23 protein-coding genes and 2 pseudogenes are annotated in these 25,095 nt (G+C 72.4%); 14 read left to right on the top strand and 11 right to left on the bottom strand.

Annotation, left to right across the window (positions count from 1 at the left end; translation table 11 throughout):
• The first annotated feature begins 237 nt into the window (after window positions 1-237).
• The 4 genes from ACEXOX_RS16215 to ACEXOX_RS16230 all read left to right on the top strand — a co-directional run bounded on the left by ACEXOX_RS16215 (window position 238) and on the right by ACEXOX_RS16230 (window position 3,903).
• Window positions 238-1,470: a cytochrome P450 gene (locus ACEXOX_RS16215; RefSeq protein WP_406521428.1), complete on the top strand. Its 1,233-nt coding sequence runs from the start codon at window positions 238-240 to the stop codon at window positions 1,468-1,470.
• Window positions 1,471-1,766: 296 nt separating this feature from the next.
• On the top strand, window positions 1,767-2,387 hold the full coding sequence (locus tag ACEXOX_RS16220) for a DUF6230 family protein (RefSeq protein ID WP_406521430.1): 621 nt from the start codon (window positions 1,767-1,769) through the stop codon (window positions 2,385-2,387).
• Window positions 2,378-2,893 (top strand): DUF6114 domain-containing protein, encoded by a 516-nt coding sequence (locus ACEXOX_RS16225; RefSeq protein WP_406521432.1) that lies wholly within the window; start codon window positions 2,378-2,380, stop codon window positions 2,891-2,893. The genes ACEXOX_RS16220 and ACEXOX_RS16225 overlap by 10 nt, the downstream gene beginning before the upstream one ends.
• A 170-nt stretch (window positions 2,894-3,063) precedes the next feature.
• Window positions 3,064-3,903, top strand: coding sequence for a hypothetical protein (locus ACEXOX_RS16230; protein ID WP_406521434.1), 840 nt, complete (start codon window positions 3,064-3,066; stop codon window positions 3,901-3,903).
• A gap of 120 nt (window positions 3,904-4,023) precedes the next feature.
• Here ACEXOX_RS16230 and ACEXOX_RS16235 read toward each other — a convergent pair whose 3' ends face one another.
• Together ACEXOX_RS16235 and ctaD are read right to left on the bottom strand one after the other, a co-directional pair.
• Window positions 4,024-4,377: a hypothetical protein gene (locus ACEXOX_RS16235; RefSeq protein WP_406521435.1), complete on the bottom strand. Its 354-nt coding sequence runs from the start codon at window positions 4,375-4,377 to the stop codon at window positions 4,024-4,026.
• Window positions 4,374-5,999, bottom strand: a complete 1,626-nt coding sequence (gene ctaD / locus ACEXOX_RS16240; protein WP_406521437.1) for a cytochrome c oxidase subunit I — start codon at window positions 5,997-5,999, stop codon at window positions 4,374-4,376. Before ctaD ends, ACEXOX_RS16235 begins: the two co-directional genes overlap by 4 nt.
• 81 nt (window positions 6,000-6,080) lie before the next feature.
• Here ctaD and ACEXOX_RS16245 point away from each other — a divergent pair, with 81 nt between their 5' ends.
• Window positions 6,081-6,806 carry an RNA polymerase sigma factor gene (locus ACEXOX_RS16245; RefSeq protein WP_406521438.1) on the top strand — a complete coding sequence of 242 codons (726 nt, stop codon included), beginning with the start codon at window positions 6,081-6,083 and terminating at the stop codon, window positions 6,804-6,806.
• Window positions 6,799-7,893: a CU044_5270 family protein gene (locus tag ACEXOX_RS16250; protein ID WP_406521440.1), complete on the top strand. Its 1,095-nt coding sequence runs from the start codon at window positions 6,799-6,801 to the stop codon at window positions 7,891-7,893. The genes ACEXOX_RS16245 and ACEXOX_RS16250 overlap by 8 nt, the downstream gene beginning before the upstream one ends.
• Window positions 7,894-7,971: 78 nt before the next feature.
• On the opposite strand, the gene ACEXOX_RS16255 is transcribed toward ACEXOX_RS16250, so the two are convergent.
• Window positions 7,972-8,973 carry an aldo/keto reductase gene (locus ACEXOX_RS16255; protein ID WP_406521441.1) on the bottom strand — a complete coding sequence of 334 codons (1,002 nt, stop codon included), beginning with the start codon at window positions 8,971-8,973 and terminating at the stop codon, window positions 7,972-7,974.
• A gap of 192 nt (window positions 8,974-9,165) precedes the next feature.
• Complete coding sequence (locus ACEXOX_RS16260; RefSeq protein WP_406521442.1) at window positions 9,166-9,735, bottom strand: superoxide dismutase family protein; 570 nt, start codon at window positions 9,733-9,735, stop codon at window positions 9,166-9,168.
• 495 nt (window positions 9,736-10,230) lie between these two features.
• Here ACEXOX_RS16260 and proP point away from each other — a divergent pair, with 495 nt between their 5' ends.
• Window positions 10,231-11,766 (top strand): glycine betaine/L-proline transporter ProP, encoded by a 1,536-nt coding sequence (proP, locus tag ACEXOX_RS16265; protein ID WP_406521443.1) that lies wholly within the window; start codon window positions 10,231-10,233, stop codon window positions 11,764-11,766.
• A gap of 108 nt (window positions 11,767-11,874) precedes the next feature.
• On the opposite strand, the gene ACEXOX_RS16270 is transcribed toward proP, so the two are convergent.
• Both ACEXOX_RS16270 and ACEXOX_RS16275 read right to left on the bottom strand, forming a co-directional pair.
• A complete protein-coding gene (locus ACEXOX_RS16270) occupies window positions 11,875-12,138 on the bottom strand; it encodes a hypothetical protein (protein WP_406521445.1) in 264 nt (87 codons plus the stop codon).
• A 174-nt stretch (window positions 12,139-12,312) separates the two neighbouring features.
• Window positions 12,313-12,837, bottom strand: a complete 525-nt coding sequence (locus ACEXOX_RS16275; RefSeq protein ID WP_406521446.1) for a nitroreductase family deazaflavin-dependent oxidoreductase — start codon at window positions 12,835-12,837, stop codon at window positions 12,313-12,315.
• 135 nt (window positions 12,838-12,972) lie between these two features.
• On the opposite strand from ACEXOX_RS16275, the gene ACEXOX_RS16280 reads away from it, so the two are divergent.
• Complete coding sequence (locus tag ACEXOX_RS16280) at window positions 12,973-13,476, top strand: DUF2000 family protein (RefSeq protein WP_406521447.1); 504 nt, start codon at window positions 12,973-12,975, stop codon at window positions 13,474-13,476.
• A gap of 72 nt (window positions 13,477-13,548) precedes the next feature.
• On the top strand, window positions 13,549-13,881 hold the full coding sequence (locus ACEXOX_RS16285) for an antibiotic biosynthesis monooxygenase family protein (protein ID WP_406521448.1): 333 nt from the start codon (window positions 13,549-13,551) through the stop codon (window positions 13,879-13,881).
• 31 nt (window positions 13,882-13,912) lie between these two features.
• Here the strand turns inward: ACEXOX_RS16285 and ACEXOX_RS16290 are convergent, their stop codons facing one another.
• Both ACEXOX_RS16290 and ACEXOX_RS16295 read right to left on the bottom strand, forming a co-directional pair.
• Entirely contained in the window at window positions 13,913-14,512 is a 600-nt protein-coding gene (locus tag ACEXOX_RS16290; protein WP_406521449.1) for a hypothetical protein, read from the bottom strand.
• The gene (locus ACEXOX_RS16295) at window positions 14,509-15,318 is read right to left on the bottom strand and encodes a hypothetical protein (RefSeq protein WP_406521451.1); all 810 of its coding nucleotides are present in this window, start codon (window positions 15,316-15,318) and stop codon (window positions 14,509-14,511) included. The genes ACEXOX_RS16290 and ACEXOX_RS16295 overlap by 4 nt, the downstream gene beginning before the upstream one ends.
• 203 nt (window positions 15,319-15,521) lie before the next feature.
• Here ACEXOX_RS16295 and ACEXOX_RS16300 point away from each other — a divergent pair, with 203 nt between their 5' ends.
• On the top strand, window positions 15,522-16,067 hold the full coding sequence (locus ACEXOX_RS16300) for a GNAT family N-acetyltransferase (protein WP_406521453.1): 546 nt from the start codon (window positions 15,522-15,524) through the stop codon (window positions 16,065-16,067).
• Window positions 16,068-16,106: 39 nt separating this feature from the next.
• Here ACEXOX_RS16300 and ACEXOX_RS16305 read toward each other — a convergent pair.
• Window positions 16,107-18,172: pseudogene (locus tag ACEXOX_RS16305) on the bottom strand (MDR family MFS transporter).
• Between the two features lie 276 nt (window positions 18,173-18,448).
• On the opposite strand from ACEXOX_RS16305, the gene ACEXOX_RS16310 reads away from it, so the two are divergent.
• Both ACEXOX_RS16310 and ACEXOX_RS16315 read left to right on the top strand, forming a co-directional pair.
• Window positions 18,449-19,522 (top strand): peptidoglycan-binding protein, encoded by a 1,074-nt coding sequence (locus tag ACEXOX_RS16310; RefSeq protein ID WP_406521454.1) that lies wholly within the window; start codon window positions 18,449-18,451, stop codon window positions 19,520-19,522.
• A gap of 172 nt (window positions 19,523-19,694) precedes the next feature.
• Window positions 19,695-20,357 (top strand): HAD-IA family hydrolase, encoded by a 663-nt coding sequence (locus tag ACEXOX_RS16315; protein ID WP_406521455.1) that lies wholly within the window; start codon window positions 19,695-19,697, stop codon window positions 20,355-20,357.
• A 52-nt stretch (window positions 20,358-20,409) separates the two neighbouring features.
• On the opposite strand, the gene ACEXOX_RS16320 is transcribed toward ACEXOX_RS16315, so the two are convergent.
• Window positions 20,410-20,991, bottom strand: coding sequence for a TMEM165/GDT1 family protein (locus tag ACEXOX_RS16320; RefSeq protein ID WP_030024383.1), 582 nt, complete (start codon window positions 20,989-20,991; stop codon window positions 20,410-20,412).
• 241 nt (window positions 20,992-21,232) lie between these two features.
• Window positions 21,233-21,990, bottom strand: a pseudogene (locus ACEXOX_RS16325) (ABC transporter permease).
• Between the two features lie 252 nt (window positions 21,991-22,242).
• Between ACEXOX_RS16325 and ACEXOX_RS16330 the strand changes: the two are divergent.
• Window positions 22,243-22,887: an HNH endonuclease family protein gene (locus tag ACEXOX_RS16330; RefSeq protein WP_406521457.1), complete on the top strand. Its 645-nt coding sequence runs from the start codon at window positions 22,243-22,245 to the stop codon at window positions 22,885-22,887.
• 235 nt (window positions 22,888-23,122) lie between these two features.
• Entirely contained in the window at window positions 23,123-24,802 is a 1,680-nt protein-coding gene (locus ACEXOX_RS16335) for an alkaline phosphatase D family protein (protein WP_406521458.1), read from the top strand.
• The last annotated feature ends 293 nt before the right edge of the window (window positions 24,803-25,095 follow it).

Raw genomic sequence — 25,095 nt, forward strand, 5'->3', positions numbered from 1 at the left:
GCCAGTCTCTTTGAGCCGCGGGCGGCCGCGCAAGAGTGCTGCACGGGCCTTCCGCCCCCGACGGCCGCGCGCGGGCGGACTTGACGCCCCGCACCCCCTTGCCACTTATAGAACTCGTTACTACCTTCACCGCCATGAGCTGACGGCCCGTCAGGACCGCCGGTCGGCATCCGTACGACGGCGGGCCGCCAGGACCCCCGACCGGCACCGGGCCGGACCAGAGCTGGAGTCGCCGAGATGCCATGCCCCGCGCTGCCCGACGGGTTCGACTTCACCGACCCCGACGTCTACCACCGCCGCGTGCCGCTCCCCGAGTTCGCCCAGCTGCGGCGCACCGCGCCCGTCTGGTGGAACGCCCAGCCGCACGGCATCGCCGGCTTCGGCGACGACGGCTACTGGGCGGTGACCCGTCACGAGGACATCCGGGAGGTCTCCACCCGGCCGGAGGTCTTCTCGGCGAACCGCAACACCTCGATCATCCGCTTCAACGCGGCCATGACCCGCGAAAAGATCGACATCCAGAAGCTCATCATGCTGAACATGGACCCGCCGGAACACACCCGGGTCCGGCAGATCGTCCAGCGCGGCTTCACGCCCCGCGCGATCCGCGCCCTCGAAGGCGCCCTGCGCGACCGCGCGCGGACCATCGTCGCCGCCGCCCGCGGCAAGGAGTCCGGCGACTTCGTCACCGACATCGCCTGCGAACTCCCGCTCCAGGCCATCGCCGAGCTGATCGGCATCCCCCAGGACGACCGGTCCCGCATCTTCGACTGGTCGAACAAGATGGTCGCGTACGACGACCCCGAGCTGGCCGTCACCGAGGAGGTCGGCAGCACCGCGGGGGCCGAGCTGATCTCGTACGCGATGAACCTGGCCGCGGCCCGCAAGGAGTGCCCGGCCCAGGACATCGTCAGCCGGCTCGTCGCGGCGGAGGACGAGGGCAACCTCGCGTCCGACGAGTTCGGGTTCTTCGTCCTCCTGCTGGCCGTCGCGGGCAACGAGACGACCCGCAACGCGATCACCCACGGGATGCACGCGTTCCTGACCCACCCCGACCAGTGGGAGCTGTACAAACGGGAACGGCCCGGCACCGCCGCCGAGGAGATCGTGCGCTGGGCGACGCCCGTCGTCTCCTTCCAGCGCACCGCCACCCAGGACACCACCCTGGGGGGCGTGCGGATCGGCGAGGGGCAGCGCGTCGGCCTCTTCTACGCCTCCGCCAACCACGACCCGGAGGTCTTCGAGAACCCCGGAACGTTCGACATCACCCGGGACCCCAACCCCCACCTGGGGTTCGGCGGGGGCGGCCCGCACTTCTGCCTCGGCAAGTCGCTCGCCGTCCTGGAGATCGACCTGATCTTCCAGGCCATCGCCGACACCGTGCCGGACATCGCTCTCGCCGGCGCCCCGCGCCGGCTGCGGTCGGCGTGGCTCAACGGGGTGAAGGAACTGCGCGTCCGGTACGCGTGAGGCGTGCGCGTACGCGAAGACGCGGCGGAGCCGAGCTGTACGAAGGCGCGCGGGTACGGCGGCGGCGCCGGGTGGCGTACCGCCGCGTCTCTTTTGCGTCTCCTGTGGTTCCTTCGGTCCTCAACCTTGCCAACGGCTACTGGCAGACTTACATTCAACTCGCCAGTAACACCGGCCAGTTCTTCACACCCTCCACCTGATCGCCACACGCTTGCCGTTTCCTGGCCCGGTGCCCAGCACGTCCCCCCACAACTCTCGGCTGCGCGATCCACCGCACTTCGAAGGGGACCACTCTCATGAAGGACGCACACGGCAGACACGTCACGGGGCGGGTCAGCTGGCGCAAGTTCGCCGTGCTGTCCGTCCCGGCCCTCGCCGGGACCGCCGCGCTGGCCATCGCGCTGGCCAACGGCGCGCTGGCGGCTTCGTTCGCCGTATCGGGACAGCAGTTCAAGGTGTCCGCCGCCTCTCTCAACGGCGAAGGCTTCGCCCAGTACGGCGGCGTCGACCAGAACGCGCGCGGCGAGCTGCTGCCGGTGGCCGTGACCGCCATCAAGAAGGCCGACCTGCACAAACTGTGCCAGTCGGTGGTCACCACGCTGCCGGTCATCGGCGACATCTCCCTCACCCTCACCGCGGGCGGCGGCAAGACGCCGGTCAAGGCGACCGACCTCTTCGTCGACGCCACCCAGCTCTCCGGCAACGTGGACTTCAACAACATCGAGATCGGCCGGGACGCCTCCACCCTCGACAAGGGACCGGCGACCGCCCAGGGCATGCAGGACCTGTTCGCCCAGCAGGCCGACGACGTGAACATCACCAACCTCAAGCAGACGGCCTGGGCCACCAACGCCGGCACGTTCCGGCTGACCGGCCTGAGCATGAAGATCTCCAAGGGCAAGAAGGAATGCTTCTGACCGGGAAGGGCTCCTGGCGGCGCGGGCGTGCGGCCTGGCGGCGCTGGCGCAAGGGCCGCCCCTTCTGGGGCGGGCTGGCGGCCGTCGTCGCCGGTGCGGAGATCTGCGCCATCCCGCTGGCACCGCTGAAGGTCATGCTCCAGCAGGGCATCGCCGGGATCCCGTCCGTCCTGATGGGCCTGGTGATGATCCTGATGGGCCTGTCCGCGTGGTTCGCGCCGCACTACCGGGGCCTGGCCGGCATCCTCACCGTCCTGGTGGCCACCGCCGCACTGGTGATGTCCAACCTCGGCGGATTCCTGTTCGGCACGATCGTCGGCATCATCGGCGGCGGCATGATCTTCGCCTGGCAGCCACGCCCGCTGCCGGAGCCCGGGCCGGAACCGCAGGCGGACGCGGGTACGGACACGGGTTCGGGCCCGCGACCGGAGCCGGGTGCCGGGCCGGGTGCGGGGCCGTCCGACAGCGAGCCGTCCGCACCGCACCGCCCCCAGCCGCAGAGCTGACCGGGCCGCGCGGCAGGACCGCCGTACGCGTACGCCGGACACCTCGTACGCGTACGGCGCCACCCTCACGCCCGTACGGCGCCACTCCCGGACCCGTAAGACGGCGCCCTCGCGCCCGTAAGACAGCGCCCTCGTACCCGTACGAAGGCGCCTGCCGTACCCGTACGACGGTGCCCGCCACGGGCGGCCCGCCGGGCCCCGTCGCCCGCGTACGGCAGGACCGCACACCCCCTCCGACCCGCAGGTGTTCGCAGGCACCTGCGTCGCCCCACCAACACCGCTCGCAGAAGGAGATCCGCGATGACGCACAGACCCGCACGCTCTCGCGCACACCACTCCGTCACCCGGCGGCCGCGCGCCCTGCTCGCCGCCGGTACGGGCATCCTCGCGACCGCGTCCTCTCCCTGGCCCTGACCGGCTCGGCCACCGCCCGGCCCACCGGGACCCCGGTCACCGCCGGCCCGACCACCGTCTCCCCGGCCGGCCACGCCTACGCCGCCACCCTCAGCGGCAAGGCCACCTTCAAGGCCGGTTCGGTGACGGTGACCTGCACCGTCTCCAAGGCCACCGGCCAGGTCCCGGAAGCCCCGGGCAACTCCAACGCCTCCGGCCCGGTCAGCAACGGCATCTCGGCGCCCGGCTACACCTCGTGCACTACCAGCATGCCGGGGGTCGGCGCCACCATCCAGACGTCCGGCGACTGGGGCGTCACCATGCAGAACGGCGCGCCGAGCACCGCCGGGCTGACCATCCCCACCGCCGGTTTCGTCCTCAGGACCAGCGGCCTGGCCAGTTGTACGGTGACGGCCGCTCCCACCGGTGCGGCGACGGTGAGCGGCGCCTGGGCGAACGGCGCGCCGTCCACCCTGACCTTCACCAACGCCTCGGTGCCGGTGAAGGTCGTCGGCGGCTTCGGCTGCCCGACCAGCGCCACGACGTCGGCTTTCAACGCCACGTACAAGGTGACCGACACCACCGACCCGGCGTCGCAGATCACGGTCACCGGCTGACAGGCGGTCCCGGCTGACAGACGGTCCCGGCTGACGGCCGGCTCCGGCTGACGGCCGGGAGGCGCCCGCGGGCCGACCCCTCAGCCGCGGGCGCCCCCGGTCGTCGTCAGTCCGTCGCCCTCACCCGCCGGTGAGGGCGACGGCGACCGTCACCGCGCCGATCACCAGCGCCCCTGCCACGGCGAGCAGGCCCGTCACCAGCCGGCGCCGCAGCACCCGGTACACGCCCTCGTACTCGGCGCGCAGTTCTCCGCTGCGGGCGGCGATCCGCCGCAGGTAGGCGCGGGAGAATTCCAGCTGGTCGGCCTGGTACTGCCGCTCGACCTCCTCCTGCTGCGCGCGGGTCAGCCACGGCAGGCGGGCGGTGAAGTCGCGGGCGCGGGTGCGGGCGCGGTCCTTCTCCGCCTCCCAGAGCAGATATCCCTCGATCTCGTTGATGGCCTCGGCCGTGCTCACCGGCGTGCTTCCGCTCATACCAGCACCTCGCGTTCCTTCTCGGGGTCCAGTCCGGGCGTGCCGACCTCGGGGTGGTGCAGGTCGAAGGCCGGGGATTCGGAGCGGATACGCGGCAGGGAGGTGAAGTTGTGGCGCGGCGGCGGGCAGGAGGTCGCCCACTCCAGCGAACGTCCCCAGCCCCACGGGTCGTCGTCCGTGACCTTTTCCCCGTACTTCGCGGTCTTCCAGACGTTGTAGAGGAACGGCAGGATCGACAGGCCGAGCAGGAACGAGGCGATCGTCGAGACCGTGTTCAGCGTGGTGAAGCCGTCGGCGGCCAGATAGTCGGGGATGCGGCGCAGCATGCCTTCGGCGCCCAGCCAGTGCTGGACGAGGAAGGTGCCGTGGAAGCCGATGAACAGCGTCCAGAACGTGATTTTCCCGAGCCGTTCGTCGAGCATCTTGCCGGTGAACTTGGGCCACCAGAAGTGGAATCCGGCGAACATCGCGAAGACGACGGTGCCGAAGATGACGTAGTGGAAGTGGGCGACCACGAAGTAGGAGTCCGTCACGTGGAAGTCCATGGGCGGCGACGCCAGGATGACGCCGGTCAGGCCGCCGAAGACGAAGGTGATCAGGAAGCCGACGGCCCACAGCATCGGCGTCTCGAAGGACAGTGAGCCCTTCCACATCGTGCCGATCCAGTTGAAGAACTTCACCCCGGTCGGTACCGCGATGAGGAAGGTCATGAAGGAGAAGAACGGCAGGAGTACGCCGCCCGTCGCGTACATGTGGTGCGCCCAGACGGTGACCGAGAGGCCCGCGATCGAAATCGTCGCCGCGATCAGACCGATGTAACCGAACATCGGCTTCCGGGAGAAGACCGGAATGACCTCGGAGATGATGCCGAAGAACGGCAGCGCGATGATGTAGACCTCGGGGTGGCCGAAGAACCAGAAAAGGTGCTGCCACAGCAGCGCGCCGCCATTGGCCGCGTCGAAGACGTGCGCCCCGAATTTACGGTCCGCCTCCAGCGCGAAGAGGGCCGCGGCCAGTACGGGGAAGGCGAGCAGGACCAGCACACCGGTCAGCAGCACGTTCCACGTGAAGATCGGCATCCGGAACATCGTCATGCCGGGCGCGCGCATGCAGATGATGGTGGTGATGAAATTGACCGCGCCCAGGATCGTCCCGAAGCCGGACAGCGCCAGACCCATGACCCACATGTCGCCGCCGATCGCCGGGGAGTGCACGGAGTCGGAGAGCGGCGCGTAGGCGAACCAGCCGAAGTCGGCGGCGCCCTGCGGCGTGAGGAATCCGCCCACCGCGATCAGCGAGCCGAAGAGGTACAGCCAGTAGGCGAGCATGTTCAGCCGGGGGAAGGCGACGTCGGGCGCGCCGATCTGCAGCGGCATGATCCAGTTCGCGAAACCGGAGAACAGCGGCGTCGCGAACATCAGCAGCATGATCGTGCCGTGCATCGTGAACGCCTGGTTGAACTGCTCGTTGGACAGGATCTGGTGGCCCGGCCTGGCCAGCTCGGCGCGCATCAGCAGGGCCAGCAGGCCGCCGATGCAGAAGAACGCGAACGAGGTGATCAGGTACAGCGTGCCGATGGTCTTGTGGTCGGTGGTCGTCAGCCACTTCACGGGGGACTTCATGCACCGTAGGTGTCCGGGGCCGCCGGAAACTTCACCGCGGCAGGGTGTGAAGATCGCAGGCGTGCCGGACACCAAGAGATCATGAGCAAGGACGCAGCCGCCGGGGACGGCCCGGACGAGGACTTCGGCGCGGGCCCCGGCACAGACCTCGGCCAGGACGTCGACGAAGCCTTCGCCGCCGCCTACCGCGCGCACTACTGGGCGGTCAGCCGCTTCGTCGCCCGCCGGCTGGACAGCGGGCAGGAGGACGACGTGGAGGAGGTGGTGGCGGAGGTCTTCTCCATAGCCTGGCGGCGGCGCGCCGAGCTGCCGCCGTCCCCGCTGCCCTGGCTGTACGGCGTGGCGCGCAACTGCCTGTCGAACACGGTGCGCGGCTTCGGCCGCTACCGGCGCCTGCTGCACCGCCTCGGCAACCACGAGGCCGCGCACCGCCGCCAGACCGTGGACAGCCCCGACTCGGAACGGCCGGGGTCCTGGGTGCACGAGGCGCTGGAACGTCTCTCCCCCGCCGACCAGGAAGTGCTGCGTCTGACGGCCTGGGAGGAACTGACCCTCCAGGAACTGTCCGTCACCCTCGATTGCAGCCAGAGCGCCGCGGCGATGCGGCTGCACCGGGCGCGCAACCGGCTCCGTACGCAGATAGACCGTCTCCGGCCGAAGGAAGCGCCGGAACCAGGGCCCGACCCGGGCGCCGCTCCCCCACCGCGCCCGCGCGCGCACCGCCCACCCGCACGCCGTACCCCTGTACGTCCCCCTCTGCCCGCACCCGCGGTGCCGACCCGAGCCGGAGGCCGCAGCCTTGACTGACGAACTGGAGCTGCTGCGGCAGGCCGATCCCGTACGGTCCGACGAGGGCCCCTGGCGCGACCGCCCGCTCACCGCGCGCGCCGAACACCGGCTGGCGGCGCTGACGAGCGCCGACGCGCCGTCTTCCACGCCGGCGCGTACTCCTGAACGCGCCTCCCGCCCCGCCCGTCTCCCCCGCGCTGCCCGGCCGCGCCGCACCCGCCGTCTGCTCATCGGCGCCACCGCCGCCTCGGCCGCCGCCATCGCGGCCCTCACCCTCACCTTCTCCGGCGTCAGCACGGCACCGGCGGCGGCCTCCCCGACCGCGCTCGTCGTGCAGCCCGACGCCCCGGTCCTGCCGCTGGACGAGGTCGCGCGCCGGGCGGAGGCGTACGCCCGCGCCCTGCACGACGCCCCCAAGCCGCACCGGGGCAGCCATCTGCAGAGCTGGTACCTGAGCATGGAGACCGGCCCCGACGCGCAGCCGCCGGTCACCATCCCCGAGGAGCGCATCACCCGCTGGAACCCGGACGGCAGCGGCTCCGAACTCGTCGTCGCCACCGACCCCCGGCACCCCGGCCGCCCGGTGATCAACGACGCCGACGGCGAGTGGCGCACCGTCAACGACGGCAAGGTCCTGCACCGCAAGACCTACCCGGCGGGCACCCGCCTGGACGACCCGGCCACCGGGGACGGCACCCTGCCCGCCCGGCCGCCCGCCGACCCGGACGAGCTGCGCTCCTACCTGTCCACCTTCTACAGCGGCGCCGGCACCGAGACGCAGCCGCTGCTGATGGCCCTCTCCTCGTTCCTCCAGGAGTGGACCCCGGGCCCGCGCGAGTCGGCGGCGCTGGTCCGGATGCTCTCCCGGACGAAGGACCTGCGCCCGGCCGGGCAGGTCATCGACCGTCTCGGGCGGCGTGGCCAGGCGTACGCCTACCGCGGCACGGACACCTCGGGCGGGTCCATGGACGGCACCCTGCAACTGGTCATCCTCAACCCGGAGACCGGCCGGCTCCTCGGTATGGAGACGACGCTGACGAAGGACGTCCCCGACTTCAAGATCAAGTCGGGGGATGTGCTGTCGTACGAGGCGTGGATGCCGTGAGGTACGGGCGGGCCGCCGGGCGATGCCTCTCCGGCAGGCCCGCACCGTCCGCTCGGTGACCGAGCCGCTCCAGGTCCCTCAGTGACCGAGCCGCTCCAGAGCCTGCTGCGGGTAGCGCGCGCCCGCCACGGCGTCGGCGGGCACCGCCGCGCGCAGCCGCGCGACCTGTTCCCCGGTGAGGGTCAGGTCCGCCGCGGCGGCGTTCTCGGCCACGTAACGCGCCCGTTTCGTCCCGGGGATCGGCACGATGTCCTCGCCCTGCGCCAACAGCCAGGCGAGCGCCGCGCGCGCCGGCGGCACCTCCAGCTCGTCCGCCACGCGGCGCACCGCGCGGACGAGCTCCAGGTTGCGCTCGATGTTCTCGGCGGAGAACCGCGGCCAGCGACGCCGGTTGTCGTCCTCGCTCAGCTCCTCGCGCGAGGCGAGCGCCCCCGCGAGCATCCCGCGCCCGAGGGGCGAGTACGCCACCACGGTCACGCCCAGCTCGCGGCAGGTGGCGAGCAGTTCGCCCTCGACCACGCCCCGGGTGAACAGCGAGTACTCGACCTGGACCGCGCTGACGGGATGCACGGCGTGCGCCGTGCGCAGTGTCCGCGGGCTGACCTCCGAGAGGCCCAGGTGACGCACCTTCCCCGCCGCGACCAGCTCCGCCATCGCGCCGACGGTCTCCTCGACCGGTACGGCGGGGTCGCGGCGGTGCGCGTAATAGAGGTCGATGTACTCGACGCCGAGCCTGCGCAGCGAGGCGTCGCAGGCCACCGGTACGTACGCGGGCGACGTGTCCACCGTGTCGACCCGCCCGGTCGCCGGGTCGTGCCGCAGCCCGAACTTCGTCGCGAGGACGACGTCCTCCCGCGCGCTCCGGCCGCGCAGCCAGTCGCCGACGAACTCCTCGTTCGCGCCGCGCCCGTACGCGTCGGCCGTGTCGAGGAACGTCACGCCCAGGTCCGCGGCCCGGTCGAGCGCCCGTCGCGCTTCCGCCGGGTCGGCCGGCCCGTACGCGACGGACATCCCCATGCACCCGAGCCCCACGGCCGACACCGCGGCCCCGCCCGGCCCACCGAGCCGTCGATACCTCATGGCGTTCCTCCATCACTCGCCGGGTCTGCTCCGCCGAGTGGCAGCGTACGGCCGGATGGCTGATGCTTGATGGGCGCGACGATCCCGCGGCGCGGCGGTGGAGCACTGCCGCGCCGCTCGCGTCCGGCGCCCGGCGAGCCCGCGCCCGGCACCCGACGCGTCAGGCCGTTCCGCGCCCGGCGCCCGACAGCGTCAGGCCAGCGGAACGTTGACGCAGGCCAGGCGGGCGCCCGCGGTCCCCGCGTGGCCCGGTTCGGTGTGCGTCTTGTGCTCGTGGACGACCACCGAGCGGGCCTGCCCGTAGCGGACGTGCCAGTTGACCTTGGCGACCGAGGCGCCGTCGCCGTCCGCGTCCGTCTTCAGGTCGAGCCACACCTCGTTGCGCGGGTTGGCGTAGGCGGGGTCGGTGGAGGGCTGCACCGGGTCGGGCACGTTCTGGTAGTGCGGCCCGGAGTCGGCCGGCTGGGCCCCGCACGGCTTGGTGTGGACATGAGCGCCGTACGTACGGTCCGGCACCAGGCCCGCCAGGCGCAGGCCGACGACCGTACGGGCGTCCTTGCCGGACCCGTACCGCTTCTCCACGACCGTGACCCGGCTGCCCTCGGGCACCAGGGCCGGGTCGTGGGTGACGGCCTCACCCGTCGGCGACGCGGTGAAGTGGGCACGGACGGTCACGTTGGTGCTCTGCACTCCCATGGACGGCGCGGCGGCGGGCGCCATCGCCAGTGATGCGGTCAGCACTGCTGCCGTAGCGATAGACATGCGACGCACCCTCGCGTCCCGGCGCGCCGGCCGGAACCGGGTATTCGGTCAGGCGGGGTGTGCGGGGACGTTATGGAAGAGGTGTGGGGGAAGGGTTGCGAGAGGGTCCGCGGGGCACACGGGAGGCGGGTTCGAGGAGGTCCTGAAGTGGGCCGGGTGAACCTTGGAAAAATTGTGGGGCATGGCCCGCATACATCCGCCCGGAGTGGGCAGGGTCAGGTCCGTGCCGTGCATATCCGGCGCACAACAGGGCAATTCGGTTGCGGTGATCCTGGCGAGATGGATCACATTCATAAAGGCCGGATAAGGACCCTCGGGGCGCTTCCTTCCCTGCCAGGAGCAGGGATCCGCGCTGTTGCGCCGTCATACGCTCACTGTCCGTGATGAGCCGCTCTGCCCCTATGGTCGTTCTTTGCCCGTCACGCCATGGCGGGCCCGACCCGCCAGCGCGGGTCTTCCATGCAGTCGTCCCAGAGAGCGCAGGCGAGCGAGCACGTGCCGACGCAGTCACCCGTCGCACCGCGGACCCGTACCGGTGGTCCCGTACCCGACCCGGCGAAGCCGGAGAAACCGGAGAAGCGGGGGCAGGGCAGCGGCGACGTCACCGTCGTCGATCCGTCCATGGTCAAGCGGGCCGTCTCGGCAGCCGCCGTCGGCAACGCGATGGAATGGTTCGACTTCGGCGTCTACAGCTACATCGCGGTCACGCTCGGACAGGTCTTCTTCCCGTCCGGCAACCCGACCGCGCAGTTGCTGTCGACGTTCGGTACCTTCGCCGCGGCCTTCCTCGTCCGCCCCATCGGCGGCATGGTCTTCGGGCCGCTCGGCGACCGTATCGGCCGCCAGAAGATCCTCGCCATCACCATGATCATGATGTCGGCGGGCACCTTCGCGATCGGCCTGATCCCCTCGTACGCCTCCATCGGCGTCGGGGCACCGATCCTCCTGCTGGTCGCCCGGCTGATCCAGGGCTTCTCGACCGGCGGCGAGTACGGCGGCGCCTCCACCTTCATCGCCGAGTACGCGCCCGACAAGAAGCGCGGCTTCATGGGCAGCTGGCTGGAGTTCGGCACCCTCGCCGGTTACGTCGGCGGCGCCGGCCTGGTCACGCTGCTGACCTACCTCTTCCGTCACGACCACGACGCCCTGCTCTCCTGGGGCTGGCGCATCCCGTTCCTGGTCGCGGGCCCGATGGGCGTCATCGGCCTCTACCTGCGGATGCGGCTGGAGGAGACCCCCGCCTTCGCGCAGCTGGAGAAGGAGGCGCGGTCCAAGGAGAAGGAGCGCCGGGAGGCCGAGAAGCGGATCGGCCTGCGCGAGATGATCTTCGGCCAGTGGCGCCCGATGCTGCTCTGCGTCGGCCTGGTCCTGGTCTTCAACGTCACCGACTACATGCTGCTGTCGTACATGCCCAGCTACCTGACCTCGGAGCTGAAGTACGACGAGACGCACGGACTCCTGGTCGTACTGGCGGTCATGGTCGTGATGATGTGCGTGCAGCCCTTCGCGGGCCGGCTCACCGACCGCTTCGGGCGCCGCCCGATCATCGCGACCGGCTGTGTCGGCTTCCTGGTGCTGTCCGTGCCGTCGCTGCTGCTGATCCGGCAGGGTTCGCTGGCCGGCATCGCACTGGGCATGGCCGTCCTCGGCCTGCTGCTGGTGTGCTTCACGTCCACCATGCCGTCCACGCTGCCCGCGCTGTTCCCGACGAAGGTGCGCTACGGCTCGCTGTCCATCGGCTTCAACGTCTCGGTCTCCATCTTCGGCGGTACGACTCCGCTGGTGGTGACCGCGCTGATCGGCGCCACGGGCAACAACATGATGCCCGCGTTCTACATGATGGCCGCCGCCGTGGTCGGCGGGATCGCGGTCCTGCTGATGTCGGAGAGCGCGGGCAAGCCGCTGCCAGGGTCGCCCCCGGCGGTCGAGACGCATTCGGAGGCACGCGCGCTGCGCCGGGCCGGCGCTGCGGGCTCGGGTTCCAAGGCCGCATCGGGCAAGCGACGGGTGACAGCGGAGTCGCCTGCCTGATACGGCCGGTGGCGCGAGCCCCCGCCCCGTACATCGGACAACGCCTGTGCGCGAGGACGAGACCGTCCTCGCGCACAGGCGTTCTCACGTGCCCGTGGGGCCCGTACCTCAGGTGTCGCTCGGGCGGTTCGGGCCCACCCACCCGCCGTTGTCGCAGGTGCGCCCCGTCGGGTCCTTCCGGCCGTGCGCGTACAGCCCGTCACCCGTGGTCGCGCCGGACGGCGAGGGGAAGAAGCTGGTGTAGGCGAAGCGGCAGCTGTCACCGCCCGCCGCACGGTCGTGCGCGGGACAGGCCGACGCGGCGGGTACGGCCGCCAGGACGGCGCCGGCCGCGGACACCGACACCGCCACGGCACGGGTGAACTTCCGCATGGAGTACAAGAGGTTCCCTTTCGTCACCGGGCCGCGCCCTCGCACGCCCCGGCCGCCATGCTGGCGGGAAACCTCCGTCCCGGCCCGGCCACACTCCGGCGCCCCGGCGGCTGCAACCCCAACAGCGGACACGGCCGTCACCGCCGCGCCGCCGCCCCGTTGAACCCCTTCAGGTCACTGCTCCACGAGCCGTACGAACGGTATGTTCTCCCCCGCCTGCCGGTAGCCCTCCGCCGTGCCGTCGACCTCGAAGCCCATGTACGCCGTCAACTGCCGGGCCGCCTTCGGGTGCTTCGGCGCGTACCGCGCCATGATCCGGCCGCCCTCCTCGGCGGGGAGGAAGTGCGCGATCACGGCACACCGCCTGCGGCCCACCTGGATGGTGGCCCTGGGCTGCGACCGGAGGTTGCGGTACCACTGCGCGCCCGGGCCGAAGCCGGACGCCAGGGTCCAGGTACGGGCCTGCCGGTCGTACGACACCACCTCCAGGACGACGCGCCGGGTCTTGCCCGACGTACGGCCGAGATGCTCCAGAAGCAGCAGCCGCTTGCCGAAGAGACCACCGAGACCGAGCCGGTAGAGGTGGATCGGAGCGCGCAGGGCAAGCCGCTTCCAGCCCGTCGGCCGCGCCGGCCTGCTGACCCGCCGCGCCGCCCGCGGTGTCCCCGACGACTCCTGTCCCGCTTCTGAGTTCGACATACTCCGACGCTAACCCCACCCACCGACAACGGAAGTGACGCAACCGGCCGAGCTGCGGCACTCGGGAGCGGCCGGCCCGCCCCGGGGCGCACCAGCGTTCAATACAGCGCTCCCCACCCGGACCAGACTCGTCACATGAGCACCGACCTGGCCGCCGGAACCCCTGCCGACCTGACGGCCGCCCCGTCCGCTGCCGGCCCGTCCGCCGAAGCACCGGCCGAGACCGCCGGACGCTTCCCCACGAAGACCGCCCTCGTGGTCCGTGAAGACCTCGCCACCTGGCAGAAACTGAATGTGACGGCCTTCCTGGCGAGCGGCGTGGCGCATGCCGCCGACGACATCATGGGCAAGCGCTACGAGGACGCCTCGGCCAACGACTACCTGGCCCTGCTCCGCGAACCGGTCCTGTGCTTCGCCGCCGACTCCGCCGGCCTGGCCCGCACCCGCGCCCGCGCCCTCTCCCGGGAGCTGCCCACCGCGCTGTACACCGCGGACATGTTCACCACCGGCAACGACGACGACAACCGCGCGGTCGTCCGCGCCGTCGCCGCCGACGACCTCGACCTGGTCGGCGTGGCGGTCCACGGCCCCCGCAAGCTGGTCGACAAGGTGATCAAGGGTCTGAAGCTGCACGGCTGATCCCGGCCCCGGACGGCCCGCCGACCGGCCCTGGCCTCCACCCGCCGGACGGTATGGGGCACGATGTTCGGTATGAGCATCGTGAAGATCAATGTGCTGACCGTTCCCGCCGAACAGCGGGAGGTCCTGGAGAAGCGCTTCGGCGCGCGGGCCGGTTCCGTCGAGTCGTCGGACGGCTTCGAGTGGTTCGAGCTGCTGCGCCCGGTCGAGGGCACCGACCAGTACCTCGTCTACACGCGGTGGCGCGACGAGGAGTCGTTCCAGGCCTGGATGGAGGGCCCGATGAAGGCCGCGCACCAGGGCGGCGGCACGGAAGGCGGCGAGCGGCCCAAGCCCGCCGCATCCGGGTCCACGCTCTGGTCGTTCGAGGTGGTGCAGCAGGCCGGGCCGAAGGAACAGGGCTGAGCCGCCGGGTTGCCGGGGTGCGGGCGGCGGCTCAGAAGTCGAGCAGGCGCTGGGCGGTTTCCCGGTAGTGGCGCAGGGCGACACGGAGTTGTTCGGTGTCGGTGTTGCCCTGCTCCCAGGACGAGTGCAACGCGCGGCGGCGGGCGGCCAGGGCCTCCGGCAGGAGGGCGGCCAGCTCTTCGTAGATGCCGTCGGCCTCCTGCACGGCCTCACGGGGGCGGTCGACGAAGCCGTTGACGGCGTGGTCGAGCCGCTGCCGCAGCTTCTCCCGGGCGTCGGAGGGGAGCAGGGGTTCGGGGGCGCCCGCCTCCCGGCCGAAGCTTTCGCCATGCGTGGACGAGCCCGGGGTGGACGAGCCCGGGGTGGACGAGGCAGGAGTGCCCGGTGTGCCGGGGCCGCCGGGCGTTCCCGCCGGGTAGTCGGTCTCGGTGCCGGGCAGGCCCGCGTACACGCCCGGTACGGACTCGGTGGCGCCCGACGTGGTGGTGGGCGGCGGTGCGGTCGGCTGCTGCGCGCCGCGGTCGCCCTCGTACGCCGCGGCTCCGCGCTCCGGGGGCGGCATGCCTTCGCTCGCCGCGCGCTCGCCGGGCGTCTCGACGGGACCGGTACCGCGTTCGTCGTAGGTGCTCATCGCGCACCGCCTTCCGCAGTGTCGTGCCCGTGGCCGCGGCCGTGCGTCCAGGGGGAACGCAGCCGGTCGCCGAGCCGCCGGGCGGTGGTCTCGTGGTGCTGGGGGCCGGACCGGGCGGCCGACGGGTCGTGACCGTCGTAGCCGTCGCGGGCCGGGTCGGTGCGGCCGTGCGCCGTGCCGCCGCGGCCGTGGCCGCGCGGGCCGTGGTTCCGGGGGCCGTGGTCACGGTGGCCGTGCGAGGCGGAGCGGCCCGTACCGGCTTCGAGGAGTTCGGTGAACAGGGCGCGCGCGTGCACCACGGCGGCGCGCAGTTCCTCGGTACCGGCGGCGTTCTCGGGCCGGTTGTTCCGGGCGCGTACGGCGGTCTCGTGGGCCTTGCGGTAGTCGTGGACGCCCTGCGCGTGGTGGACGGAGAGCGCGTCGGTCTGCTCGTCGTAGGTGTCCGCGGGGTAGCCGCGCTCGCGGGCGAGCCGGCCGATCAGCAGGTCGGCCTCGACGACGGCCTGTTCCGGCTCGTCGACGAACTGCCGCTGTACGGCCTCCCACCGCTCCTCGTACTGGAGGCGCAGTTCGGCGGTCAGCGGGGTCGGGCGGAACGCGCCGTGGCGGTCCAGCCGCTGGTTGAGTTCGCGTTCGGCGGCCGCGGTGTCGCCGTCGTGCACGGCGACGGCCCGTTCGTACTCCGGGCCGAAGCGGCGCCGCAGGCCTCTGCTGCCACTGCGGGCGACCTTGGCGCGTGCCATGAGGACGAGAGCGGCGATCACCAGAAGCGCCACCACAGGGACGATGATCAAGGTGAGGGACATACGGATCGGGTAGCCACGCCGCCGGACGCCAAACCCCGGCTGCTGACGGCCCCTTGAGGCGCGCGGTCCGGCCCGGCGGGCGCCACCGCCCGGCCCGGCGGGCGCCACCGCCCGGCCCGGCGGGCGCCACCGCCCGGCCCGGCGGGGCGTCGCGCGAACTTATCCGGAGGCGGCGACCCCGCCCGTACCGGCACAATGCCGCCATGACTGACGCCGCCACCAGGCACCGGCCCGGGACCTGGCACCTCTCGACGGAGCCCGACGACTCGCCCGCCGCCACCGCCCTGTTCCGCGAGTACTACACCGAGGTCGCACAGCGGTACCACGTCCTGCGCGGCCAGCCGCGGATCACGTCCGAGGAGATCGACGAGGGCGTGGCGGAGTATCCGACCGGGCAACTGGTGGCGCCGGGCGGCGTGTTGGTCATCGCCCGGCAGGCCGGTGAGGCCGTCGGGTGCGCCGGGCTGCTGCTCATCGACGGCGGGCGTACGGCGGAGCTGAAGCGGGTGTTCGTCCGCGAGCCCTGGCGCGGCCGGGGCGCGGCGGGCGTGCTGATGCGCGCCGTCGAGCGGCATGCGGCGGAACTGGGCGCCGAACGGCTGCGGTTGGACACCCGGCGGGATCTGACCGAGGCGGTCGCGCTGTACCGGGCGTACGGGTACGAGGAGATTCCCGCGTACAAGGAGGACCGGTACGCGGAGGTGTTCTTCGAGAAGGCGGTGGCGGCGGGGCCGGCCGCGGGACGTTGAGGCCGATGCCCCGGGGCGGGGCCATGCGCGAGACTCTGCTCAGCGCCCCGTCGGCGGCCACCGTCTGCGGGTGTCGTCCCGTCCGCGGGTGTCGTCCTGGTGCGGGCTCTCCGCGTCCGAGCCGCACAGTTCCGCCGTCAGCTCGTCGACCAGCTCCGTGAGGTCGGTCGGCCGGTCCTCGGTCCACCAGTCGCCGAGCAGTTCGGCCAGCGACGCGCGGCGCGCGGCGGCCAGCCGTTCCGCGACCGCGCGGCCCTTGTCGGTGAGGACCAGCGGCAGCCCCTCCCGTACGGCCAGGCCGCGCTCCTCGATCTGCCGGGTGGCAGCGCCGATCACCCGGAACGGCACGATGCTGCGCTCGGAGAGCAGCGCGGGCTCCACCGACCCGAAGCGGTTGATGCGCAGCAGCATCCAGCTCGCCGCGGGTGCGAGGTCCAGCCCGGCCTTTTCGGTGATCCGCTCGTAGACCGCCTTGCGGCCCTCCAGGCTGCCCAGTCTGGACAGTGCGCGGCAGACCTCGTCGTACGAGGAACGGTGTACGGGATTCGAGGACAGCACCTCGGAGGTGTCGGGCGCGGTGACGCCCCGGCGCAGCGGCTCCTCGCGCAGGAACCAGGCCAGCACGAAGGCGATGAGGACGACCGGGGCCGCGTAGAGGAAGACGTCGGTGATCGAGGTCGAGTAGGCGTCGAGCACGCCGGCCGCGGCGTCGGGGGCAGCTGTCCGACCGTACGCGGATCCTCGGCGATCTTCGACGGGTCGGTGCCGGGCGGCAGCTGCTTGCCCGCGAGGGCGTCGGCGATCCGGGGCCCCAGCTTGTTGGCGAAGATCGTGCCGAAGACGGAGACGCCGAAGGAGGAGCCGATCGAACGGAAGAAGGTGGCGCCCGAGGTGGCGACACCGAGGTCCTGGTAGTCGACGGCGTTCTGCACGATGAGGACGAGGACCTGCATGACCAGCCCGAGCCCGAAGCCGAAGACGAAGAAGTACAGGCTCATCACGGTGGTGCTGCTGGACGGGCCGAGCTGGTGCAGGAGCAGCAGGCCGACGGCCGTGACGGCGGTGCCGGCGACGGGGAAGACCTTGTAGTGCCCGGTACGGCTGACGAGCTGTCCGGAGCCGGTCGAGGACAGCAGCATGCCGACGACCATCGGCAGCATGTGCACCCCGGACATGGTCGGCGAGACGCCCTGCACCACCTGGAGGAAGGTCGGCAGGTAGGTCATCGAGCCGAACATCGCGAAGCCGATGACGAAGCCGATGACCGCGGTGAGGGTGAAGGAGCGCAGGCGGAACAGGCGCAGCGGCAGGACCGGTTCGGCGGCCCGCCGCTCGACGGCGACGAACACGGCCAGCAGGACCAGGCCGAGCACTCCGAGGCCGATGATCTGCCAGGAGCCCCAGTCGTAGCTGACGCCGCCGAGCGAGGTCATCAGGACGAAGCAGGCGGCGACCGCGGCGATCAGGAAGGTGCCGAGGTAGTCGATGCGGTGCGGGGTGCGGCGGACCGGGATGCGCAGCACGGCGGCGATCACGGCCAGCGCGACGATCCCGATGGGCAGGTTGACGTAGAAGACCCAGCGCCAGCTGAGGTGGTCCACGAACAGGCCGCCGAGCAGCGGCCCGAGCACACTCGTCGCGCCGAAGACCGCGCCGAACAGGCCCTGGTAGCGGCCGCGGTCGCGGGGCGGCACGATGTCACCGACGATCGCCATCGACAGCACGATCAGACCGCCGCCGCCCAGCCCCTGGACGGCGCGGAACGCGATCAGCTGCGGCATGTCCTGCGCGATGCCGCACAGCACGGATCCGATCAGGAAGATCACGATGGCGGTCTGGAACAGCCGCTTGCGCCCGTACTGGTCGCCGAGCTTGCCCCAGAGCGGGGTCGCGGCGGTCGAGGCCAGCAGGTACGCGGTGACCACCCAGGACAGGTGGTCCAGGCCGCCGAGGTCGCTGACGATGGTGGGCAGCGCGGTGGCGACGATGGTCTGGTCGAGTGCCGCGATGAGCAGGCCGAGCAGCAGCGCGCCGATCGCGACGAGGACCGTCCGCCGGGACTGCCCCTCGCCGGGGGCGGCCGGAGCACCGGTGTCCTGCGCCATGTGCGTCTCTCTCTTCGTGCGGGGCGGGCGGGGTGTTCGGGGCGGGTGGGTGTACGGGTGGGGCGTACGGGTCGTGCGGGCGGGTTGTGCGGGCCCGGTCGAACGGGCCGGTCGTGCGGGGCCGGGGCCGGGCTTCGGTTCCATCCTGATCGTTTCGGCGGGATACGGCCTGCTGGGAGCCGTGGGGCCCGGTGGTGCCCGAAGGCTCCCTGTGCAGGAAGGGGCCAGACCGGGATAATCACTGACCGATCGAGAGGTTCAGGAGGGGGAACGCTCGTGACGGCTCAGTCCTGCCCGCACTGCTCGGCACCCACGCGTGACGACGGCCGGCCGAGGTGCCTGTGCGAGGCGGCCGGCGCCGAGGACTTCGATCCGCTGCGGGTACGCCCGTACGTGCAGCTGCCGGACGGGGCGGAAACCACCGGTACGGCGGCGGGCCCGACGGTGGAAGCCATGCGCCCCGACCCGCGTCCCGCGCCGCGCTTCGGCTCCCGTACGGTGCCGCCGGCCGGCTCCCGGTCGGGCGCGCGCGCCGGGGCACGCGCGGGCCTGCGCTCCGGAGGGCGGACGGGGGCACAGACCGGCCCGCGCGCCGGTTCACCGGCCGACACCTGCGCCGCCTCCCACACCGGCGCCGAGGCCAAGGCCGACGCCCCCGCCGGCTCCCACGCCCCCGCCCGCGCCCACATCAGCACCGGCACTGACACCGAATCCGACACGTACGCGGCCTCCCGGCGCCGTAAGAAGCAAGCAGCTCTGGCCGCCATGGCGGTCTCCGCGGCGGGCCTGGCCGCGGGCGCGGTGCTGCTCAGCGGCGCGCTGCTGAACGACGCGGACCAGGACCGCGCGCTGCCCGACAACCACCGGCACATGCCCAGCGCCGCCCGCACCCCGGGCAGCGGCGACGGCGGCCCGGTGGGCGGCGGCCCGGGGCGCCGCGCCGCGCCGCCGTCGGCCGTTCCCACACCGGCGCCGCAGCGGGTGACCAGGGCCCAGCCGTCCGCCGGCCCGTCCCGTACCTCGTCCCCGACGCCCGGCCCATCGTCGGCCCCGCGTACGGCCACCGCGTCCGGCAGCATCACCAGCGCTCCGGAGAGCCGGGCGCCGAGCAGCCCGCCGGAAGGGCCGATGGTGCTGCGGGAGGGGGCCAGCGGACCGGAGGTCCTGGAACTGCAACGGCGGCTGGAGCAGGTGGCGGTGTACCCGGGCCCGGAGGACGGCCGTTTCGACGTCGCCGTACGCGACGCCGTCGCCGCGTTCCAGCGCTTCCACGGGCTGCGGCAGGACCCGGCCGGTGTCTACGGGGTGCAGACCCGGCGGTCACTGGAGGCCCGTACGGTCGAACCGTGAGCGGAGGCCCGTACGGTCGAACCGTGAGCCGGGACGCACCGGCCTCACCAGGGGGCGGTTGGCCTCTCGCGGAGGCTCTTTGTATCGTGTAGGAACAAAGTGGTTCCGCCCGCACTCCCTGACCGGCGGGCGGAGCCGCTTGACTCTTTCCTCAGCGCCCAGGAGCCCGCCGATGCCGGCAACCACCCCGCTCATAGCCCGCGCCCTGCTGCTGGACATGGACAGCACGATCGTGAACTCCGAGGCCGTGGTCGAGCGCTGCTGGCGCCGCTGGGCCGCCGAGCAGGGGCTCGACGCGGACGAGGCGCTCAAGGTGGTGCACGGCCGGCAGGGCTGGGCCACGATGGCCGCCCTGCTCCCCGACCGCCCGATGGAGCTCAACCACGCGGACAACCGGCGGATGCTGGAGCAGGAGACCGCCGACGTGGACGGCGTCGTCCCGGTGCCCGGCGCGCCCGCCTTCATGGCCGCCCTCGCCCGGCTCCCGCACGCGCTCGTGACCTCCGCCGACATCGCCCTCTCCGACGCCCGCATGGGCGCGGCCGGGCTGCCGATGCCGGCCGTACGGATCACCGCCGAGTCGGTCAGCGCCAGCAAGCCGGACCCCGAGGGCTTCCTCAAGGGCGCGGCCGAGCTGGGGTACGCGCCCGAGGACTGCGTGGTCTTCGAGGACTCCGAGGCCGGCATCGCGGCCGGGCGCGCGGCGGGGATGCGCGTGGTCGGCGTCGGCGAGCGGGCCGCGGCCTTCGGCCCCGACGCCCACGTACGCGACCTGGAGCAGGTCCGGGTCGAGGCGCTGGCCGACGGCTCGATCGCGCTGCACATCGAGAGCTGAACCGGCCGGGGCGGGCGCCGCCGCCGGTGGCGCCACCCGCCCGTGCCCGTACTCAGCCCACGATCGCCTCGTAGAGGCTGAACGCCGCGAGCAGCACCATCACCGCCGCCGCCACCTTCGTGATCAGCTTGAGCGGTACGTACTTCATGAGCGTACGGCCGCCGAGGATGCCCAGGCCGGCCACCGCCCACAGGGCCAGCACCGCGCCGACGCCCACCGAGACCGGGTCGTCGTAGCGGGCGGCGAGGTTCGCGGTCATGATCTGGGTCAGATCGCCGAACTCGGCGACCAGGATCATCATGAAGCCCGCCCCGGAGACCTTCCAGAAGCTCTGGTCGGCGGGCTTCTTGACCTCTTCCTCGTCCTCGTCCTTCTTGAAGAGCAGCACGGCCGCGCCCGCGAGGAAGAGCACGCCGACGACCGCCTGCACGAGGCGGTGCGGCAGCAGGGACAGCACGCTGCCTGCGGCGATGGCGAGCGCGACGTGCACGGCGAAGGCCGCGGCGACGCCGGCGAACACGTACGAAGCGCGGTAGCGGGTGCCGAGCATCAGCCCGGCGAGGGCGGTCTTGTCCGGCAGCTCGGCCAGGAAAACGACGCCGAAGACGACGGCGGCGACGGTGAAACTGAACACGGGGTGTCTTACCTCGATCGGTCGGGCCGCACCGAGGGGCCCGGAAAAGGGGTCGCTTCGGCACGGCAGCGTCTCTTGCGCACACGTTTCGTGTGCGCAAACACTGCGGCCGAAGGTCTCGCTGGCGCGGCAGGGACACCGGTCCCCTGCCACGCTCCGGGCGCCGGCCCACCGCGGGCGGCCTGTCACCTGGGCGGTGACGGCCGACGGGCGGGCAGTATGTCGACGGTCCGGCGAAGAGCTACTCCCCTTCTGCTGCGGCCAAGGGTACGCGGTGCAGCCGCCCGCGGGCCACCAGCTCCAGCACCACCGCCACGGCCACCGCCTGGACGGCGAGCAGCGCCACCAGGACGAACATCTGCACGGCGCCCGCCTGGACGGGTGACGCGCCGCCCAGCAGCATGCCGACGAAAGCCCCGGGAAGCGTGACGAGTCCCACGGTGCGGGTCTGGTCCAGGCCCGGCAGCAGCGCGTCGGACGCGGCCGGACGGGCGACCTCCATACGGGCCTCCCGGTCGGGCAGGCCGAGCGCCAGCCCCGCCTCCACCTCCCCGTGCCGCGCGTCCAGCTCGTCCAGGGCCCGCCGTCCGCCCAGGACGGTGGCGGTGAGGGCGCCGCCGATGAGGATGCCCGTGACGGGGATGAGGCTGATGCCGCGCGGCGGGACCAGGCCGGTGAGCAGCAGGGCGCCGACGACCGGCACGACCCCGGCGGCGAGGGGACCGCCGCCCACCACCAGGTGCGGTTCGGGGTGAGGCGGCGGCCCGCGGTCCGTACGGCGACCGTGAACATCAGCACGAGGAAGCAGAGCAGCCAGGGCACGGCCCGGACGACCCAGCCGATGAGGTACGAGACGGCGGCGAGCTGGAGGGCGGCGCGCAGGCCGGCGAGGGCGACGGCCCGCGCGTGGCCGAGGCGGGCGAGCGCGGCGGCGGCCACGGCGGCGGCCAGCAGGACGGCGAGAACGACCCCGAGGGTGGCGTTGACCGGCAGCAGCACGCGCTCACTGTAGGGCGGCGGCGCGAGCGCGTGCCCGGTACGCCACGGCGGAGGCCGGCGCTCCGGGAGGGGCGCACGCGCCCGCGCGAGCCACATCCCGGACCGCCGGGGGCGGGTGACGTCACGTCAACCCCTTGAACTGACGTGGGCATGTCGTCACTCTGTTACCTGGAACCCGTCCGGTGGTAACCCCACGGCGCCACCATGGGCTCCGTCCCGCACCTCGACTTCCCCCACTGACAGGGAGTTCGCATGCCCAAGGTCTACGCGCGTCGCGTATCGCTCGCCGCCGGATCCGCCGCCGCCCTCGCCTGCACGCTGGTGCTCGGCACCCAGAGCGCCCAGGCCGCGCCGCCCACCCCGCCGGACGCCGCCACGGCCCGTACGTACCTCGCCCAGATCAAGGAAGCGCCCCAGGGCTCGCAGGACGGCTACAGCCGCGACAAGTTCCCGCACTGGTCCGACCAGGGCAAGAACTGCAACACCCGCGAGGTCGTGCTCAAGCGGGACGGCGAGAACGTGCAGACCGACGGCAAGTGCGCCTCGGTCAGCGGCACCTGGAAGTCGGCCTACGACGACGGCGTGTGGAACAAGGCGTCCGACGTGGACATCGACCACGTCGTCCCGCTGTCCGAGGCGTGGAAGTCCGGCGCCTCGAAGTGGACGACCGAGCGCCGCAAGGAACTGGCCAACGACCTCACCCACTCGCAGCTGATCGCCGTCACCGACAACGTGAACCAGGAGAAGGGCGACAAGGACCCGGCCAAGTGGCTGCCGCCGAAGACCTCGTACCACTGCACGTACGCCCGGATGTGGGTGTCGGTGAAACACGTGTACGGACTGACGGCCGACGCCGCCGAGAAGGCGGCGCTGAAGAAGATCCTGGACCGCTGCTGAGCACCGCTTCCGCGTGGCCGCTGCTGAATGGTTACTTCCGGTGGTCCCGCCCGATCGGCGCATGACCATACGGTCAGGTGACCGGACAACCGGGTAACCGGACGACGCAACCGTACGACCGGATGGCTCCGTCCTTCTCCGTGAGGAGGCCGGAGCTGTCCCGTCGCCCCGCGACCGGCTTCTATCCTCTGAGCACACACGTACGGGCGCCGGCCCGTACGAGGGAGGATCACCGATGGCCGGGCTGCTCCTGGGGCCGCTGCTGCGATACGTGGACGAGATCAGCGCGACGGTGTGGGTCGAGACCGACCGGCCCTGCGAGGTGCACGTCCGCTGCGAGAACGGCGCGGGCGGCGCCGAGCGCACGTGGCAGGTGGCCGGGCACCACTACGCGCTGGTGCCCGTCGCCGGGCTGACACCGCACAGCGAGACCCCGTACCGGGTCCTGCTGGACGGCGAGCAGGTCTGGCCGCAGGCCGGCAGCCGCTTCCCGCAGAGCACGATCCACACACCGGCGGCCCTGGGCAGCGACCCGGCCGACCAGCACTTACGGGTCGCGTTCGGTTCCTGCCGCTGGGCCGCGCCGCCCGCCGACACGCACGACCCGGTGGGCCCGGACGCCCTGGACACCCTCGCGGCCGCGCTCGCCGCCGACCCCGCGCGCCGGCGCCCGGACGTCCTGCTCCTGCTGGGCGACCAGGTGTACGCCGACCAGACCTCGGACGCGACCGCCCGCCTGCTCGCCACCCGCCGCGACACCTCGGAGCCGCCCTGGCAGCAGGTCGCGGACTACGAGGAGTACACCCACCTGTACGCCGAGTCCTGGCGCGACCCGGAGGTGCGCTGGCTGCTGTCCACCGTCCCCAGCTGCATGATCTTCGACGACCATGACGTCATGGACGATTGGAACACCTCGGCCGCCTGGCAGACCCGGATGCGCGCGACCCCCTGGTGGCGGGAGCGGGTGCTGGGCGGCCTGATGTCCTACTGGGTCTACCAGCACCTGGGCAACCTCTCCCCCGCCGAGCTGGAGAAGGACGAGCTGTACGCACGGGTCCGGGCCCTGCCGGACGGCACCGACCTGGTGCGCGAGTTCGCCGCGGCGGCCGACGCCGACCCGGGCTGCGCGCGCTGGAGCTACCGCCGCGACTTCGGCCGCGTACGGCTGGTCATGGTCGACACCCGCGCCACCCGCGTCCTGGACGAAGGGCGGCGGGCCATGCTCGACCCGGCCGAGGCGGAGTGGCTGCGCCGGCAGGTGCTGGCCGACCACGGCGCGTACGACCACCTGCTCATCGGCAGCTCGCTGCCCTGGCTCCTGCCGAACCTGATCCACGACGCGGAGGGCTGGAACGCCGCCCTGTGCGCCGGGGCGCGCGGCGCGCGCTGGGCGCGCCGGAGCGAGTCGCTGCGGCAGCGCGCCGACCTGGAACATTGGGCGGCCTTCCCGGAGTCCTTCGCCGCGCTCACCGGCCTGCTCGCCGAGGCCGGTTCGGGCGACGCGGCACCGGCGACGGTGTGCGTGCTGTCCGGCGACGTGCACCACGCGTACGTGGCCGAGCCGCACTGGCGGGACGGCTCCGCGCCCGCCGCCCGCGTGCTCCAGCTGACCTGTTCCCCCGTGCACAACAGCATTCCCGCCACCGTGCGGGCCGGCTTCCGCTTCGGCTGGAGCCGGCTCGGCCGCCGCCTCGGCCACGCGCTGGCCCGGCACGCCCGGCTGGACCGGCCGTCGATCGGCTGGCGCCGCACGGGCGGCCCGTGGTTCGGCAACCAGCTGATGACCCTGGCGCTGAACGGGCGCTCGGCACGGCTGCGGCTGGACCAGGCGCAGCGCGAGCAGGGCGGCGGCGCGCGGCTGGTCCGCGCTTGGGAGGAGCAGCTGACGGGCCGGCGGGAGACCGAGGAGGGGTAGGGGCGGGGAAGATGTGGGGCGGGCGGGAGCTGGGTCGGGCAGAGGCCAGGGGCGTTCCCGTCCGGTGGGGGCGAGCGGTTGTCCCTTCCACATCTTTCCCCTCCCCCGCCCGCCCTGTCACCGACTCCTTTACCCGCGCTTTCACCTGACCTGTCGCCGCGCTTTCCGCCCGGCCGGACCTCTGCTGCCGCCGCGGCATTCCGCCCGGCGTACGGGCGTATTGCGGGGCATCCCGGGGTGAGTTCGGTGGCCAGTACAAACATTTCCGCCGTCACGCGCGGGCGCACGGGCAC

The organism is Streptomyces sp. Ac-502 (assembly GCF_045222935.1).
Taxonomy (GTDB): Bacteria; Actinomycetota; Actinomycetes; order Streptomycetales; family Streptomycetaceae; genus Streptomyces; species Streptomyces monomycini.